This window comes from Salmonella sp. 32070601201500089SM (assembly GCF_017573605.1).
In the GTDB taxonomy this organism is placed as follows: domain Bacteria; phylum Pseudomonadota; class Gammaproteobacteria; order Enterobacterales; family Enterobacteriaceae; genus Salmonella; species Salmonella enterica.
On record NZ_JAGETK010000003.1, the window covers coordinates 1 to 14,513 of the forward strand.

Sequence of the window (14,513 nt, forward strand, 5' to 3'; positions counted from 1 at the left end):
GGGAGCTGCTGCGCCGGCTGGTGAGCCGCGACCACACGGATATCCGGGTGTTAAGCCTGTATGCGTTCAGCGCCTTTGAGCAGCAGCGCTTTGGCGAGGCGGTGGCGGCCTGGGAGATGATGCTGAAACTGCTGCCGGCGGGTGACGCCCGGCGGGCGGTGATAGAGCGCAGTATCCGGCTGGCGCAGGAGAAATAAGACCCTGACGGCCCGGTGGCGTGGCGCCATCGGGCCTGGCTTGTTACTGTATTCCGCGTGTTTGTAAAAATAGAATGGTCGCCGCGACGCGTGAGCGCACGTTTAGCTTGCGAAGTAGATTACGAATGTGCACCTTAACCGTCTGCTCAGAAATATTCAGTACTGACGCAATCTGTTTGTTAGAAAGCCCCTGCGCCAGCTCATGCAAGACATCTAACTCTCGTTCGGTCAGGATACTAAAGGGATCTTCCTGCGCGCCAAACCGTTCGCGCTCACGCAGATATTCATTGACCCGATCGCTAAAGACTTTACCGCCGTTAGCGCCTTTGCGAATGGCCTCCAGCAGCACTTCCGGATCGCTATCTTTGAGCAGATAACCGTCGGCGCCGGCGTCGATCAGCGCGTAGATGTCGCTGGCGGAATCCGAGACGGTAAGAATAATAATTTGCGCCGTCACACCATCCCGGCGTAGCGCGTTCAGGGTATCTAACCCGCTCAGACCTTTCATATTCAGATCCAGCAGGATCAGATCGGGCTCAATGCGATTCGCCAGATCGATCGCACTCGCCCCGTCACCCGCTTCGGCAACGACATGAAAAGCCGGGTCCAGTTCCAGTAATTGACGAATACCTCGCCGCATAAGTGGATGGTCGTCCACAATAAGCACCTGAAAAGGTGTTACTTCAGGCATGCTATATCTCCTGAGTTTTATTAGAATGATTATTGTTTTCAGCGCGGAAATCGTCCAGATTTGCCACATTGTCAAGCGCGTAAATTTTACCCTAATTAGTGCATGGGTAAGTAGTAAAACCTGTGACAGGCGAGTAATTAGCTGAACGATAGAAAGGATAAAACAACCCGTTGTGAGAGAAAACAGAATACTCCCTGAAGTTGAATACTGGTCTGGACGCTTTTTTCGGACAATGTGACATAACAGAAGTGTGGCATATGTTGCTGCGCCCTTGCACCCGTAAGTCCAGACTATCTTTACTGGCAGGAAATTTCTTATTAAAAGTCATAGCGTCTAAAGCTTGTCATTATTAACAAATTATTTTAACTGAATTTATTTATGGTTTTATTAATGTCAATGAAATACATCTGAGCAGAACGAATAAACCGCGACATCTGTTAAATTAAATATTAAGTCAATAGCAGAGGTATTTTTATGCGATAAAGAGATTCTGACGATATTCTTATCATAAATGAAAATGTGGTCAGGAATGAGCGTCATTCACTTATAACTTATCCTGGATGTGCCTGAACAACACTCGCGGCGTTTTGAGCACCCGTTGGGGCGACTCAAGGGGAGAACGTAGTGTGGATGCTATATCAGCCGTTTCTGTGAGCGTAAGCGTGGCGTAGAAAATTTTAAATATGTTAGCCGGTTAAAAATAACTATTGACATTGAAATGGTGGTGGAGTGTATATGAAGAGAATATTTATATATCTATTATTACCTTGTGCATTCGCATGTTCTGCTAATGATAATGTTTTTTTTGGCAAGGGCAACAAGCATCAGATCTCTTTTGCTGCGGGAGAAAGTATAAGAAGAGGAGGGGTTGAGCACTTATATACGGCTTTTCTGACATACAGTGAACCCAGCGATTTTTTCTTTTTACAGGCAAGAAATAATCTGGAGTTAGGAGGATTTAAGGCTAAGGGTAGCGATGATTGCAGTAAACATTCTGGCAGCGTTCCCTGCAATAAATATAACCAAGGCGTATTGGGTATCTCGAAGGATGTGGCGCTGGTTCATTTCGCTGGTATCTATATCGTCCTGGCTGGCACAACTGGCTGAAGATGAGGCGTTGAGAGCAAACACCTTTGCTATGGCAACAGAGGCAACCTCAAGCTGCGAGGACCGGGTCACATTTTTTTTGCACCAGATGAAGAACGTACAGCTGGTACATAATGCAGAAAAAGGGCAATACGATAACGATCTCGCGGCGCTGGTTGCCACGGGGCGTGAGATGTTCCGTCTGGGAAAACTGGAACAGATTGCCCGGGAAAAGGTCAGAACGCTGGCTCTCGTTGATGAAATTGAGGTCTGGCTGGCGTATCAGAATAAGCTGAAGAAATCACTCGGGCTGACCAGCGTGACGTCAGAAATGCGTTTCTTTGACGTATCCGGCGTGACGGTTACAGACCTTCAGGACGCGGAGCTTCAGGTGAAAGCCGCTGAAAAAAGCGAGTTCAGGGAGTGGATACTGCAGTGGGGGCCGTTACACAGAGTGCTGGAGCGCAAAGCGCCGGAACGCGTTAACGCGCTTCGTGAAAAGCAAATATCGGATTATGAGGAAACGTACCGGATGCTGTCTGACACAGAGCTGAGACCGTCTGGGCTGGTCGGTAATACCGATGCAGAGCGCACTATCGGAGCAAGAGCGATGGAGAGCGCGAAAAAGACATTTTTGGATGGCCTGCGACCTCTTGTGGAGGAGATGCTGGGGAGCTATCTGAACGTTCAGTGGCGTCGTAACTGATGCACCAGGTGAATGAGGTGCGGTGCGACAAAGATATTCCCGGACGAACAACATCAGACAGTACGGATGATGTACAGGTGAAATAGGGGAGACTTCTTCAGTCAGGGCGCGGCGCAACTTTTTCGATGATAACGCGCCGCGCGCCGGTAGCGAGAAGCCGATGGAAGTACTGGATCACCTGAATGCAAAGAAGGGCTGGGGAAAGCTGTACTTTGCCGGGGAGGGTATCCAGGATGAATCAGGTGTTGACTGGTATGTGTTACAGAAGTTATTCCAGCCCGATACGCTGAAAATCCAGTATGACAAAACAGGGCTGATTATTGCTGCGGATAAAGATGCGACTAAGCTATTTCCGCTGAATTGCTCTGTTGTGGAATTCGCTGATACTGATATTCCCGATGGTTTTCAGCCTGGGAATTTTACCTACAGCAACGGCGTTATTGCCCCTGTTCAGATTGATTATGTTGCTTTAGCTACGGCAGAGCGCGACAGGCGTATGACGTCGGTCACAGCAAAAATCAATCAGCTTGTAGAAGCTCAGGACGATGGCGATATAACGGCTGCTGAATTGTCCGAACTCACTGCGCTACGTGAATACCGAACAAAGCTGCGCCGACTGGCGCTAGATGTTGCACCTGATATTAACTGGCCGGAATATCTGAATAAATAGATAAAAATCATGTGCTCGAAACGTTCAATTGAAATCGGCCGCACAACGGGACGTGGGCAACGGTGCGAATCAGAACCCGGACATTTCTTCATTTGTTCTCAGGGACAACCCTGCCGGGATCTATACCTCTCTGCCCGGTGGCGCAATCTTTCAGGCTTTAAATTGCTTTGTTCCCGGGAATAGCCCTTCAGGGTATGTTTTTCCATTACCAACAACATTTCCTTATGTATTCAAGGCTGCCACGCTTACCCCTCAGGATGCACAAGGTGATATTACGATATCCCCAACATATTTGATTGAGAACAACGGTGCTATTCGTATATTTAATCCATCCGGTGGCGATAATTCCATATCTGTAATTTACATGGGGTATTGACATGAGCATAATATGTTTTTCCTCGACATCAAACACATATTTTTCAGAGGAGAACATTCCAGCTTATAAGGCCAGTGGGTTGTGGTCGAATGATTTTTATGCTCTGACCGATGAAGAAGTTGATAAGTATTATATGAAAACTCCACCAAAGGGAATGTATCTCGGTTAATCAAATGGACGTATTGCCTGGGTTTGTATTCCACCTCCAACGCAAGATGATTTAATTTCTGCCGCAAATCAGGAAAAGAAGAAGAGAATCGATCAGGCCAACGAGCACATGAACAGCAGGCGGTGGCCGGGCAAAGCGGCTCTCGGGCGCCTGACGGGCGACGAACTGGCGCAGTACAATCTGTGGCTGGATTATCTCGATGCGCTGAAAGCGGTTGATACATCGGTTGCACAAAATATAGCATGCCCCATCAGAAAAGCTATACACATAAAATAATTTGCATTATTGTTGTAGTTTTATAAAATAAAAAGAGGGGCAAGCCCCTCTGTTTATTTTGAAATCTGCTTTTTCACTTCCTCAATAAACCACCCTGAGCCTTCTGGTGTTAGGTGCGCATTGTCATATTGTATAGGGTAAGCAATTCTATTCCCTATTATTGCTTTGCAATAACTTTCTGTACACATAGTCTCAAGTGGTGAAATATAAGTAAGGGAATGCTCTTTCGCCAGCTCTCTAAGATATTTGTCATTATCTCTCAGATTACGGGTTTCATCCGTCATGCTCCATGGAACGGTCCTTCCGGAATTAATCCCCATATCCTCAATAGTATCAATCATCGTTTTCTTCCAAACCGGGAACGGGCCAACAATGATGATGTTTTTTACTTTGTTATCCTTCAGGAATTTAATAGTCTCAGGCAGATAATCACGCATAGGATAGACAGGCCACAACGCGGACATTAATACCGTAGTAGGCTTGTTGTCTGAAATTTCCTTGGCTACCATATCATTGATGTCTTTGCAATACGGCCTGTCATCTTTTTGAAGCCCAATGATTGGTGGGCACAAGCTTGCAGTTCTCTGCGTAATGTTAAGTGAATTTCCAAATACCGATTTCAGCCCTGGCATAAGATGTGCGGCATGCGAGTCACCCCATACAACAAAAGACTTTTCAGTCATTTTATCCTGACATTTTGAGAATGCTGAATAATCTTGATCTGGATTGAGGAAGCAAATATCAGGCCTCCAGGGAGAGTTGTCCATACGATACTCAACGACTTGCTTTAGGGTGTCTGAAAATCTAAAACTAACACCTTTTGTGAACATGACAAACAAGCATAGAGCCAGAGTAGAGGAAAATAATACAATATTAAATTGTAGCTTAACTCGTTTCCTGAGCGTGTTTTCAATTGTTCTGTATGAAATATCCCCAAGCGCAAAAGACACAATTACACCAAAGAAAATATTTATAGCGCTGAACTCAATATCATAATGTTTCATCGCTACAATTACAGGCCAGTGCCATAAATAAACTGAGTAAGAAATCTTACCCACCCACTGTGCAATTCTGTTTGATGTGAATAAAGAGTTCTGTTTGTTAGCCAGAATAACCATCGAAGCACCCAGCACGGGAGCGAGTGCTGAATAGCTTGGCCAGTAACCATTACTGTGCAGTATAACAACAGCAACAACAATGAGGACTATCCCATAAACCTCACAATGCTTTATCCATTCTGGCATTTTGTAACGTACAGATGCTATGTATACAAGGCCGCCAGCCAGCATTTCCCATGCCCTGGTAGGGATAAGATAGAAAATATCTTCTTTGGTTCCAGTCACTCGCATAAGTGTAATTGCAAGTGACATGGCTAAAATTACAGATAATGAGAGTCCAACAGGAAACCGTAATTTTTTAACTATAATGACTAATAAAGGATATAAAATTGCCACTCAACTGATAGTGACCAGGTGTGAAGCAAAAAGTTGAACTCTGATGATGAGTCGAAATAACTAGAGTGAATTGCGTAATAATTATTTGAATAAAAAAGTAAAGACGATATTGCGTTCTTGCTAAGTGCTTCGTATTCATTTGTACTTAGTGTAAATAAACCGAAAATCATCAACAAGAGAATTGCAAATACCAGAGCTGGTACAATTCTTAGGAATCTTGCAATATAAAAATCAAGTACTCCTTTGTGGTCTACGCGTTCAAGGACAATTCCAGTCATAAGAAAACCAGAAATTACAAAGAAAACATCTACACCTATAAAGCCACCTGACACATAAGGTACACCGAAGTGATACAGCACAACACTTATCAATGCAAAAGCTCTTAGCCCATTTATATCGAGTCTGAATTTCTTGTAGATCATTTTTTACCTATAATTCCAAGGTGCCACACAAGACGAAATTAAGATAATGGATGATAGACTTTTTTATAAAAGTCGTCACCTAAAATTGACCTGTTACATCAACTACATCAACTACATCAACTACATCAACTACATCAAAGAAGGTCACTGACCAGCGCATCTTGCTGGTTATTGATACGTCCGTTTCGCCACGCGACGACTCATTGCTGGTTTGCATAGATGGAGAGGAGTTCAGGATTAAGCGGTACCGGACACATTCGCAATCGCACCCTGTAAATTTTGAGAATGGGAAAAGGGAACGTTTACGAAAATGAAAATCCGCCACAGCGCGATCAAAACGTAACTATGGCGGATATTGAAAAACTTTACTCGCTCACTAACCAGAATTCAGCCTCTTCAAACATTTCCTGAACAGTACGGCTTATCTGTTCCTTCTCATGCTTGCTGGCGTCAGTATTGATCGCCGGTAGTGTCATCATCGGTTTAACCCGAACATCAGCATCGGGGAAGATCCGGTGAACCCTCTTAGTCAATTCTCCCAGAATGATATCTTTTGCTCCGGGCAAACCATCAATATTGAAATAGCCTGGTATGCTTCGATACAGCAGGAACCTAATGGCCGGAAGACCGTCACCACACAGCGGTTTGTCCAGCAACTGAGCAAGGTTAACTGGAACTGGACGATGAAGCAGGCTAACGAATGGATCGAGTGGTATGTGACAACATTCCGCGATGTATCAACGCAGGAAGGGGAGACGTACCTTTCAGCTGTTCAATCCAAACGGAGGACTATAGCCATGGGCTTCCCTTCACCTGCCAGTGATTACGTTGAAACAAGGATCTCCCTCGATCAGCAGCTAATCAGCCAGCCCGCAGCGACTTATTTCATGCGGGCATCGCGTTCACATTTCAGGGAAGGGATAATCCAGGGGGCGCTACTTGTTGTGGACGCGTCGCTTTCAGCCTGTGATGGCTCGCTGCTGATATGCGCGATAGATGGGGAATTCAGGATCAAGCGATACCGAACTCACCCTCAGCCCCACCTGATAAATCTGGAGAACGGGAGAAAGGAAGCGCTGCCAGAAGATGGTGATGGCTACAATTCTTCACACGCAATATTTGGAGTTATCACGTACATCATTAATGATGCCAGGAACGCGGAGTTTGATGACTGCCCGGTGATGTGAATAGTTGAAACTTTACGGTAAAGTCGATGTTTTGTGTCGGGGTTTTTCCCCGATTATTCCCCGTTGCTTCCCCGTTCAGAAAACAGGCATAAAAAAACCAGCCGTAACAGGCTGGTTCTTCGAGGAATTTTGGTCGGCACGAGAGGATTTGAACCTCCGACCCCCGACACCCCATGACGGTGCGCTACCAGGCTGCGCTACGTGCCGACTTGTGGGTGCTAATACTACCTCTTTCCAACGCGAATGCAAGGGGAAACGGTGCTAACTGATTTATAATTAATCAGTTAGCGATAAAACGTTTCTCTTCTGTTAGCACTTGCAGCAGCAGACTGAGCTGCGGCTTCTGATCTTTGATCTTCTCGCCGTGTAAGTCATAGGTCTGATAATGACCGTTATTATTGAGCACCAGGGTCATTTGCGGCGTCGTGATTGCCAGCGTACTGCCGTCTGCCGCCGTTACCCAGTTATGGCGACGTGGAACGGTAAAGATGTCCTGGCCCTGTGAATATTCGTTCGCTGGCGTGCTGACATGTAACAGGCGTTGCATCAACGTGGTCATCACATCGGTATGATCGGTAAGCACATTAATACGCTGCGCAGGCGTCCCCGGCCAGTGGATCACCAGCGGTACTTGCAGATGACCTTGCGACCAGTCGAAGCGATTTTCTTCCGGCGTCAACGGTATGCCGCGTCCTGCGGTAATGATCACGACAGTATTGTCGAATTTACCGGCCTCTCGCAGCGCGTTCAGAACCCGATTGATTTGCGCATCCACGTCGCTGGCGGCACTGGCGTAACGCTTAACAAAATTTTTCTGGTTACTGTCATCAATGTTAGTACCGTTAAACGATATCCATGAGAACCAGCGGTTATCTTCCTGTGCGTAGCGCCCAAGCCAGTCTATCCACTGGCTGGCCGTTTGCACATCAGACTGCGTTTGCGCTGCCGGCATCGAGAAATCGGACAGTAATGCCTGACGATAAAGCGGGCTGGCGAAGCCATCCGAAGAAAACAGTCCCAGTTGGTAGCCTTGCTGATTCAACGCGGTAATGAGCGCCGCAGGCGTTCTGGTGGATAACACGCCATCCATATAGCCTGGCGATATGCCATAGAACAGGCCGAAAATACCGTTATCAGTGGTATTCCCTGAACTCATATGACGGGTGAAGTCGATGTTTTGCTCGGCAAATGTAGCCAGCTCCGGCATCTGCTTCTCAAAGCGAGAATAGTTCAGGCCGTCTACGGTAATGAGCAGCACATTCTGACCGGTGCCCATATCGCGATAGTGCAAATTGCTGAGCGGGTACTGAACGGAGACCGCTTCCGGATTGCCTTGCTCTACCAGACGGCGCTGATATTCCTGCGCATCCAGCAGACCGTGTTTTTCAAGAAAACGTCGCGCCGTCATCGGATAAGAGAGCGGCAGGTTTGCCCGCTGCATGGTAATCGGCCGGTAAAAATTAGCGTCTGCCCAGATGTAGATAAGATGCGATGCGATAAAGGAGACGAAAAAGAATGCCGCAAGCGGCCTTGCGAAATGGCGGCGGCGCGTAAGACTGCGCAGCTTTTGCCAACTCCATGTCGCAAATAGCATCTCAATCAATAAGATAACCGGCACGCTAATAAACATAAGCTGCCAGTCGCGCGCCATTTCGTTCTGGTCAGGGTTGATGACCAGCTCCCAGACAATGGGATTAAGATGCAGGTGAAAACGGGTAAAGACTTCGCTGTCGATAAGCAACAACGTCATACCCGCGGTCGCCAGAATGGCTGATAAAAACCGCATCAGCCGCTGGGACATCACGATAAACGTGAGCGGAAAAAGAATAAGCAAATAGGTGGCGAACACCAGAAAGCTAAAGTGCCCGACAATGCTCAGGTAGGAGTATATGCGACCCGCAAGCGTTGTCGGCCAGTCGGCGACAAACAGGTAACGGCTGCCGAGCAACGTAGCCAACAGTATATTGAACAGAGCGAACCAGTGCCCCCAGCTAACCATCTGGGAGACTTTTTCACGGTAGCGCTGACGATGAGTTACCATACCTGTCGCTTGTTTCTCCGGAGTCGGCTTTTTAGTGCGCGTTGTCTTCGCTAATCGAAGACTGCAAGGCGCGGGCAAAAGAGTTCGCAATCGCCTGGCGTTGAGCCGGCGCCACGCTGGTGTTGATAAGGTTGGTGACCATATTTCCCAGCACCATCAGGGAAAGATCGGTCGGCGCCTTATGTTTTTCCAGTACACTGAGCAGTTCGCTCAGCAGTTGTTCAACATGTTCATCACTATAGCGGGAGAGTTGTGGCATAAATCAAAATCTGTTTGTTCATGAAAGGGCAACATATTACCGTAGCAACAGTTTTTTTTCTGCATTTTTATCCCCTAAATCATTCGCGTTACGGATAACGCCTGAAATGACAGGGCGATTGCTTGCGTCTTCCGGCAGGCGGTGGTTGAATACCGCCCGGTCTTAAAGGAGAGTTTATCATGAGTCTGGATATCAACCAGATTGCCCTGCACCAGCTTATCAAGCGCGATGAGCAAAATCTTGAGCTGGTCTTGCGCGATTCATTGCTGGAGCCGACAACCACCGTTGTCGAGATGGTGGCTGAACTGCATCGGGTCTATAGCGCCAAGAATAAGGCGTATGGCCTGTTTAATGAAGAGAGTGAACTGGCGCAAGCGCTGCGGTTGCAACGTCAGGGGGAAGAAGATTTTCTTGCCTTTAGCCGGGCGGCGACCGGACGCCTGCGTGACGAACTGGCGAAATATCCCTTTGCGGACGGCGGCATTGTATTGTTCTGCCATTATCGTTACCTGGCGGTGGAGTATCTGCTGGTTACGGTACTGAACAACCTGAGCAGTATGCGGGTCAATGAAAATCTGGACATTAACCCGACGCATTATCTTGATATCAACCATGCGGATATCGTGGCGCGTATCGATCTTACCGAGTGGGAAACTAATCCGCAATCGACCCGCTATCTGACGTTCCTGAAAGGTCGGGTAGGGCGCAAGGTTGCTGACTTCTTTATGGATTTCCTCGGCGCCAGCGAAGGGTTGAACGCCAAAGCGCAGAATCGCGGCCTGTTGCAGGCAGTGGATGATTTCACCGCAGAAGCGCAGTTGGATAAAGCGGAACGTCAGAACGTGCGCCAGCAGGTGTACAGCTACTGCAATGAGCAATTACAAGCCGGGGAAGAGATTGAGCTGGAATCGCTGTCTAAAGAGCTTTCCGGCGTCAGTGAAGTCAGCTTCAGCGAATTTACCGCCGAAAAAGGCTATGAGCTGGAAGAGAGCTTCCCGGCAGATCGCAGTACGCTACGCCAGTTAACCAAATATGCCGGCAGCGGCGGCGGGTTAACGATTAACTTTGATGCGATGCTACTGGGCGAGCGGATTTTCTGGGACCCGGCGACCGATACCCTGACTATCAAAGGGACGCCGCCGAATTTGCGCGATCAGTTGCAGCGACGCACGTCGGGCGGGAAATAAAGGCATACTACATAAAAGGACGCCGTAGTGAGTAAAGGAATACGTCAGAAGCCGCCTGTTAATTTCAGTTTATTTCGGCAGGTTTTGTATGCGCACATTGTCGCATTTTTGATGATGTTGATGCTCGGCATGGTGTTCACCGTTCTCTCGTTGGTACTGTTTTATACTTATGGCACCAACTGGTTACTGAGCTTGTTCATATGCCCGCTGTTCTTGTTAAGTGGTTTATTCATTACTGGATTTGCTTTTAAATCAACCTGGTCCAGCATACGTTACTATTACGTCAAGGGGCAGTTGAAACGGTATGGACTCAATCTTGATGCAACTTTGACGCATAAAGAGAAGGTGGAAATACGCATCGATAATGCAAAGCGTCAAGTGCGTGTAGATGAACTGGAGCTCCATGTCTTATTTGATTTTCAGTTTGATAGCAAGACATGGAGCTGCGGCGACTTACTGACCAATGAAAAGGTATTTGATGCGTTGAATGACGGACAAACGATACCAATACGAATTTTGCCATGGAAACCGGAAAGTGCCAGCGTTCGTCAACGGGCATTATTCAATCGGCTTAAAGGTATGAATACCGCGGCGGAAACTACAGATCCTCGATTAGGGGAGGCGCTAATTGAATGTGGCGAGGTGTAAGAAAGCAGAAAAGCAAAGTGGGTTCTCGTTGCTCTGCATGTCGTCAAATTCAATTAAACGCATAAAAAAACCCCGCCGGGGCGGGGTTTTTCTTCAACTTCCAGGCGATTACGCGCGAACGAAGTCGATGTGAGTCAGCTTCGGTTTGTAAGCGTGACGCTGTACAGCCTGAGCTTTAACTTTTACTTCTTTACCGTCAACAACGAGGGTCAGAACTTCGCTGTAGAATTCAGCTTTAGTTTGCATGTTCATCACCTGGTCGTGGTCCAGTTCGATAGCAATCGGGGCTTCAGAACCGCCGTAGATGATTGCCGGGAACTTGTTAGCGGCGCGCAGGCGGCGGCTCGCACCCTTACCCTGCTCTTTACGTACTTCTGCGTTGATAGTAAACATTTAAATCTCTCTTTAATAATTCCTGCTACAGGCGACCCAGCAACAGGTAAGTGATCTGCTTTGCGTATGCAAAGGCGGGCGGGATTCTATACTCAAATCGCCGTTACATCAATGAAAAGTACAATTAACCACGTAATTCGTGCGCCCGGCGGAAGCGGCCTTCATAGTCGAACACTTTTTCACGCACCTGCCAGTACTGGCCTTTCATCCGCGCGACCACAAAATCGGGATGCCGCAACAGCGCCTGCTGCGCGACAATATCCGCCGCCGTGATCCAGCGTAAAGGAACGCCGGGCGTGCGGGTATGCGGGCGAATAAATAGCTGTTCGAAAGCGGTACGCTGGGCGGGCGTGTGCAAGCGGAAGCGCTCACTGACATCCGCGCCGTCCTCGTCATAGTAAGTGATTTTCAGCCATTCGCCTTTCTCATCCTGCCCATGCTGCATCGTCATTCCGCTACAGCGCAGGACTAACGCATCCTTGAGCCTGAGCGCCGCTTTTAACATATCGTCCGGGTCGACCAGAATAGCGTCACATTCCCGGCAGCGTCGGGCGGCAATATCGTTTTCGGCATTACACTGCGGGCAGTTTTTGAAGCGAAAGCGAAAATCGCACTGCTCGCGATGGCCGTCATCATCGTCAAACCAGCCCTGGCAGCGACGGCCAAAGTGTTCAATCAGCGTGCCGTCGGCAGTGGTTTTCCCCCAGAAGGTGTTGGCAAAGCCGCAGGCCGGGCAAAATACCTGGACAGGGACGTTATCGCTTTTTCCCTTCGGGCTACCGACCTCCGGGGCATACAGGTCGTGCGGGTTGCCTGCGTAATCAAGAATCAGGCAATCGGTCTTTCCCGGCGCAAGGCGCAGACCACGCCCGACAATTTGTTGGTAAAGACTAACTGACTCGGTGGGACGTAGAATCGCGATGAGATCAACGTGTGGGGCGTCAAAGCCGGTGGTCAGCACCGAGACGTTAACCAGATAGCGAAAACGCTGCGCCTTGAAATTATCAATCAGCGCGTCGCGCTCGGGCCCTGGCGTATCGCCGGTAATCAGCGCCGCGTCGTCCGCCGGAAGCAGACCGACAATCTCTTTCGCATGTTCGACCGTGGCGGCGAAAATCATCACGCCTTTGCGCGTTTGCGCAAATTCCATAATCTGGCTGATGATGTGCGGCGTAATCCGCTGCTGCTTTTTCAGCTCACGGTTCAGGTCGGCTTCGCTGAACAGCCCATTGCTTTGGGCCTGCAGGCGGCTGAAATCGTATTGGACCACTGGCATATCAAGCCGCTCAGGCGGCGTCAGATAGCCGTGTTTAATCATATAGCGCAGCGGCAGTTCATAAATACAGTCGCGAAACAGCGCGTTGTCGTTGCCGCGCACCATACCGTGGTAATGAAATTGATAAATCCAGCCTTTTCCGAGGCGGAAGGGCGTGGCGGTTAGCCCAAGCAGACGTAAGTGAGGATTAACTTTACTCAGGTGAGTGAGGATTTGCTGATACTGACTGTCTTCATCGTCACCGATGCGGTGGCATTCATCGACAATCAACAGCGAAAACTCCTCCTGGAAGGCGTCAAGATTACGCGCCACCGACTGTACGCTGCCGAACACGACTTTGCCCTGACTCTCTTTACGTTTGAGTCCGGCGGCGAAAATATCCGCTTCCAGCCCCAGCGCGCAATATTTGGCGTGATTCTGCGCGACCAGCTCTTTCACATGCGCCAGCACCAGTACCCGTCCGCGGGCGACGCGCGCCAGTTCGGCGATCACCAGGCTTTTACCTGCGCCGGTCGGCAGAACAATCACGGCGGGCGTACGGTGGCGGCGAAAGTGGCTGAGCGTGGCGTCTACGGCTTCTTGCTGGTAGGGGCGGAGTGTAAAAATCATGGTCTCACTACGTTAAACGGTTCCGGGAATAGTATGCCATGAATCATTTCCCTTGAGGGATATAGTTAGCCCGCTATACTGAGCGGATAGCAATTCCCTTTTTTCGGGTAGAATGCCCGATTTCCGTATTATTACAGGCTAAATCACACACATGCGACTTGATAAATTTATCGCTCAGCAGCTTGGCGTCAGCCGCGCTATTGCCGGGCGTGAAATTCGTGGTAACCGCGTTACCGTCGATGGCGACATCATTAAAAATGCGGCCTTCAAACTGCTCCCGGAACATGCGGTTGCGTATGACGGCAATCCCTTAGCGCAGCAACACGGGCCACGCTATTTTATGCTTAACAAGCCGCAGGGATACGTTTGTTCAACCGATGATCCCGATCATCCAACGGTGCTGTATTTCCTGGATGAGCCGGTGGCGTATAAGCTGCATGCCGCAGGACGTCTGGATATCGATACTACCGGTCTGGTGTTAATGACAGATGACGGTCAGTGGTCGCACCGCATTACGTCGCCGCGCCATCACTGTGAAAAAACCTATCTGGTGACCCTGGAGTCGCCGGTGGCCGACGATACGGCAGCGCAATTTGCGAAAGGCGTGCAGTTGCATAATGAAAAAGATCTCACTAAACCCGCTACGCTGGAGGTGATAACGCCTGTGCAGGTCCGGCTGACCATCAGCGAAGGCCGTTATCATCAGGTGAAGCGGATGTTTGCCGCAGTAGGCAATCACGTTGTGGAACTGCACCGCGAACGGATTGGCGCCATTACGCTGGATGAGAATCTGGCTCCCGGCGAGTACCGCCCGTTGACTGAAGAAGAAATCGCCAGCGTCGGCTAACTATCTCGTTAAATTCAGG

Annotated in this window: 11 protein-coding genes, 1 tRNA gene and 5 pseudogenes; 9 read left to right on the forward strand and 8 right to left on the reverse strand. The window is 48.8% G+C overall.

Going from position 1 to position 14,513, the window contains the following annotated elements; genetic code table 11:
- A partial coding sequence (locus J4728_RS05780; protein WP_367301562.1) for a tetratricopeptide repeat protein occupies positions 1–197 on the forward strand: 197 nt, incomplete at its 5' end.
- A 43-nt stretch (positions 198–240) separates the two neighbouring features.
- Here the strand turns inward: J4728_RS05780 and narP are convergent.
- Positions 241–888 carry a nitrate/nitrite response regulator protein NarP gene (gene narP, locus J4728_RS05785; protein WP_001115497.1) on the reverse strand — a complete coding sequence of 216 codons (648 nt, stop codon included), beginning with the start codon at positions 886–888 and terminating at the stop codon, positions 241–243.
- A gap of 729 nt (positions 889–1,617) precedes the next feature.
- Here narP and pagL point away from each other — a divergent pair.
- From pagL to J4728_RS05805, 4 pseudogenes are all read left to right on the forward strand, one after another.
- Positions 1,618–1,968, forward strand: a pseudogene (gene pagL, locus J4728_RS05790) (lipid A 3-O-deacylase PagL); the annotation flags it as partial.
- Positions 1,967–2,680: pseudogene (gene sspH2 / locus J4728_RS05795) on the forward strand (SPI-2 type III secretion system effector E3 ubiquitin transferase SspH2); the annotation flags it as partial. The pseudogenes pagL and sspH2, both read left to right, overlap by 2 nt.
- A 226-nt stretch (positions 2,681–2,906) precedes the next feature.
- Positions 2,907–3,350, forward strand: a pseudogene (locus tag J4728_RS05800) (tail fiber assembly protein); the annotation flags it as partial.
- Positions 3,351–3,727: 377 nt separating this feature from the next.
- Positions 3,728–4,171 (forward strand): annotated as a pseudogene (locus J4728_RS05805) (tail fiber assembly protein).
- Between the two features lie 53 nt (positions 4,172–4,224).
- Here the strand turns inward: J4728_RS05805 and J4728_RS05810 are convergent.
- Together J4728_RS05810 and J4728_RS05815 are read right to left on the reverse strand one after the other, a co-directional pair.
- Positions 4,225–6,047, reverse strand: a pseudogene (locus tag J4728_RS05810) (acyltransferase family protein).
- Positions 6,048–6,412: 365 nt separating this feature from the next.
- A complete protein-coding gene (locus J4728_RS05815; RefSeq protein WP_000884778.1) occupies positions 6,413–6,703 on the reverse strand; it encodes a DinI family protein in 291 nt (96 codons plus the stop codon).
- A 27-nt stretch (positions 6,704–6,730) separates the two neighbouring features.
- Between J4728_RS05815 and J4728_RS05820 the strand changes: the two genes are divergently transcribed.
- Positions 6,731–7,234 (forward strand): S24 family peptidase, encoded by a 504-nt coding sequence (locus tag J4728_RS05820; protein ID WP_000806401.1) that lies wholly within the window; start codon positions 6,731–6,733, stop codon positions 7,232–7,234.
- A gap of 130 nt (positions 7,235–7,364) precedes the next feature.
- On the opposite strand, the gene J4728_RS05825 is transcribed toward J4728_RS05820, so the two are convergent.
- The 3 genes from J4728_RS05825 to J4728_RS05835 all read right to left on the reverse strand — a co-directional run bounded on the left by J4728_RS05825 (position 7,365) and on the right by J4728_RS05835 (position 9,534).
- A tRNA-Pro gene (locus J4728_RS05825) sits at positions 7,365–7,441 on the reverse strand.
- A 73-nt stretch (positions 7,442–7,514) separates the two neighbouring features.
- Positions 7,515–9,275: an LPS biosynthesis-modulating metalloenzyme YejM gene (yejM, locus tag J4728_RS05830; RefSeq protein ID WP_208211399.1), complete on the reverse strand. Its 1,761-nt coding sequence runs from the start codon at positions 9,273–9,275 to the stop codon at positions 7,515–7,517.
- Between the two features lie 31 nt (positions 9,276–9,306).
- Positions 9,307–9,534 (reverse strand): YejL family protein, encoded by a 228-nt coding sequence (locus J4728_RS05835; RefSeq protein WP_001135904.1) that lies wholly within the window; start codon positions 9,532–9,534, stop codon positions 9,307–9,309.
- A gap of 179 nt (positions 9,535–9,713) precedes the next feature.
- On the opposite strand from J4728_RS05835, the gene yejK reads away from it, so the two are divergent.
- On the forward strand, positions 9,714–10,721 hold the full coding sequence (yejK, locus tag J4728_RS05840; protein ID WP_000050806.1) for a nucleoid-associated protein YejK: 1,008 nt from the start codon (positions 9,714–9,716) through the stop codon (positions 10,719–10,721).
- A gap of 27 nt (positions 10,722–10,748) precedes the next feature.
- The gene (locus tag J4728_RS05845) at positions 10,749–11,369 is read left to right on the forward strand and encodes a hypothetical protein (RefSeq protein WP_208211402.1); all 621 of its coding nucleotides are present in this window, start codon (positions 10,749–10,751) and stop codon (positions 11,367–11,369) included.
- A gap of 108 nt (positions 11,370–11,477) precedes the next feature.
- Here J4728_RS05845 and rplY read toward each other — a convergent pair whose 3' ends face one another.
- Together rplY and J4728_RS05855 are read right to left on the reverse strand one after the other, a co-directional pair.
- The gene (rplY, locus tag J4728_RS05850; protein WP_079826103.1) at positions 11,478–11,762 is read right to left on the reverse strand and encodes a 50S ribosomal protein L25; all 285 of its coding nucleotides are present in this window, start codon (positions 11,760–11,762) and stop codon (positions 11,478–11,480) included.
- 124 nt (positions 11,763–11,886) lie between these two features.
- Positions 11,887–13,647: a DEAD/DEAH box helicase gene (locus J4728_RS05855; RefSeq protein WP_000578115.1), complete on the reverse strand. Its 1,761-nt coding sequence runs from the start codon at positions 13,645–13,647 to the stop codon at positions 11,887–11,889.
- Between the two features lie 151 nt (positions 13,648–13,798).
- Here J4728_RS05855 and rsuA point away from each other — a divergent pair, with 151 nt between their 5' ends.
- Positions 13,799–14,494: a 16S rRNA pseudouridine(516) synthase RsuA gene (gene rsuA / locus J4728_RS05860; RefSeq protein WP_001234835.1), complete on the forward strand. Its 696-nt coding sequence runs from the start codon at positions 13,799–13,801 to the stop codon at positions 14,492–14,494.
- Positions 14,495–14,513: the final 19 nt, after the last annotated feature.

Bases quoted from the DNA above. Each gene is read 5' to 3' on its own strand.
- narP (WP_001115497.1), bottom strand. From the start codon at position 888: ATGCCTGAAGTAACACCTTTTCAGGTGCTTATTGTGGACGACCATCCA.
- J4728_RS05835 (WP_001135904.1), bottom strand. From the start codon at position 9,534: ATGCCACAACTCTCCCGCTATAGTGATGAACATGTTGAACAACTGCTG.
- J4728_RS05855 (WP_000578115.1), bottom strand. From the start codon at position 13,647: ATGATTTTTACACTCCGCCCCTACCAGCAAGAAGCCGTAGACGCCACG.
- yejM (WP_208211399.1), bottom strand. From the start codon at position 9,275: ATGGTAACTCATCGTCAGCGCTACCGTGAAAAAGTCTCCCAGATGGTT.
- J4728_RS05820 (WP_000806401.1), top strand. From the start codon at position 6,731: ATGAAGCAGGCTAACGAATGGATCGAGTGGTATGTGACAACATTCCGC.
- rsuA (WP_001234835.1), top strand. From the start codon at position 13,799: ATGCGACTTGATAAATTTATCGCTCAGCAGCTTGGCGTCAGCCGCGCT.
- rplY (WP_079826103.1), bottom strand. From the start codon at position 11,762: ATGTTTACTATCAACGCAGAAGTACGTAAAGAGCAGGGTAAGGGTGCG.
- yejK (WP_000050806.1), top strand. From the start codon at position 9,714: ATGAGTCTGGATATCAACCAGATTGCCCTGCACCAGCTTATCAAGCGC.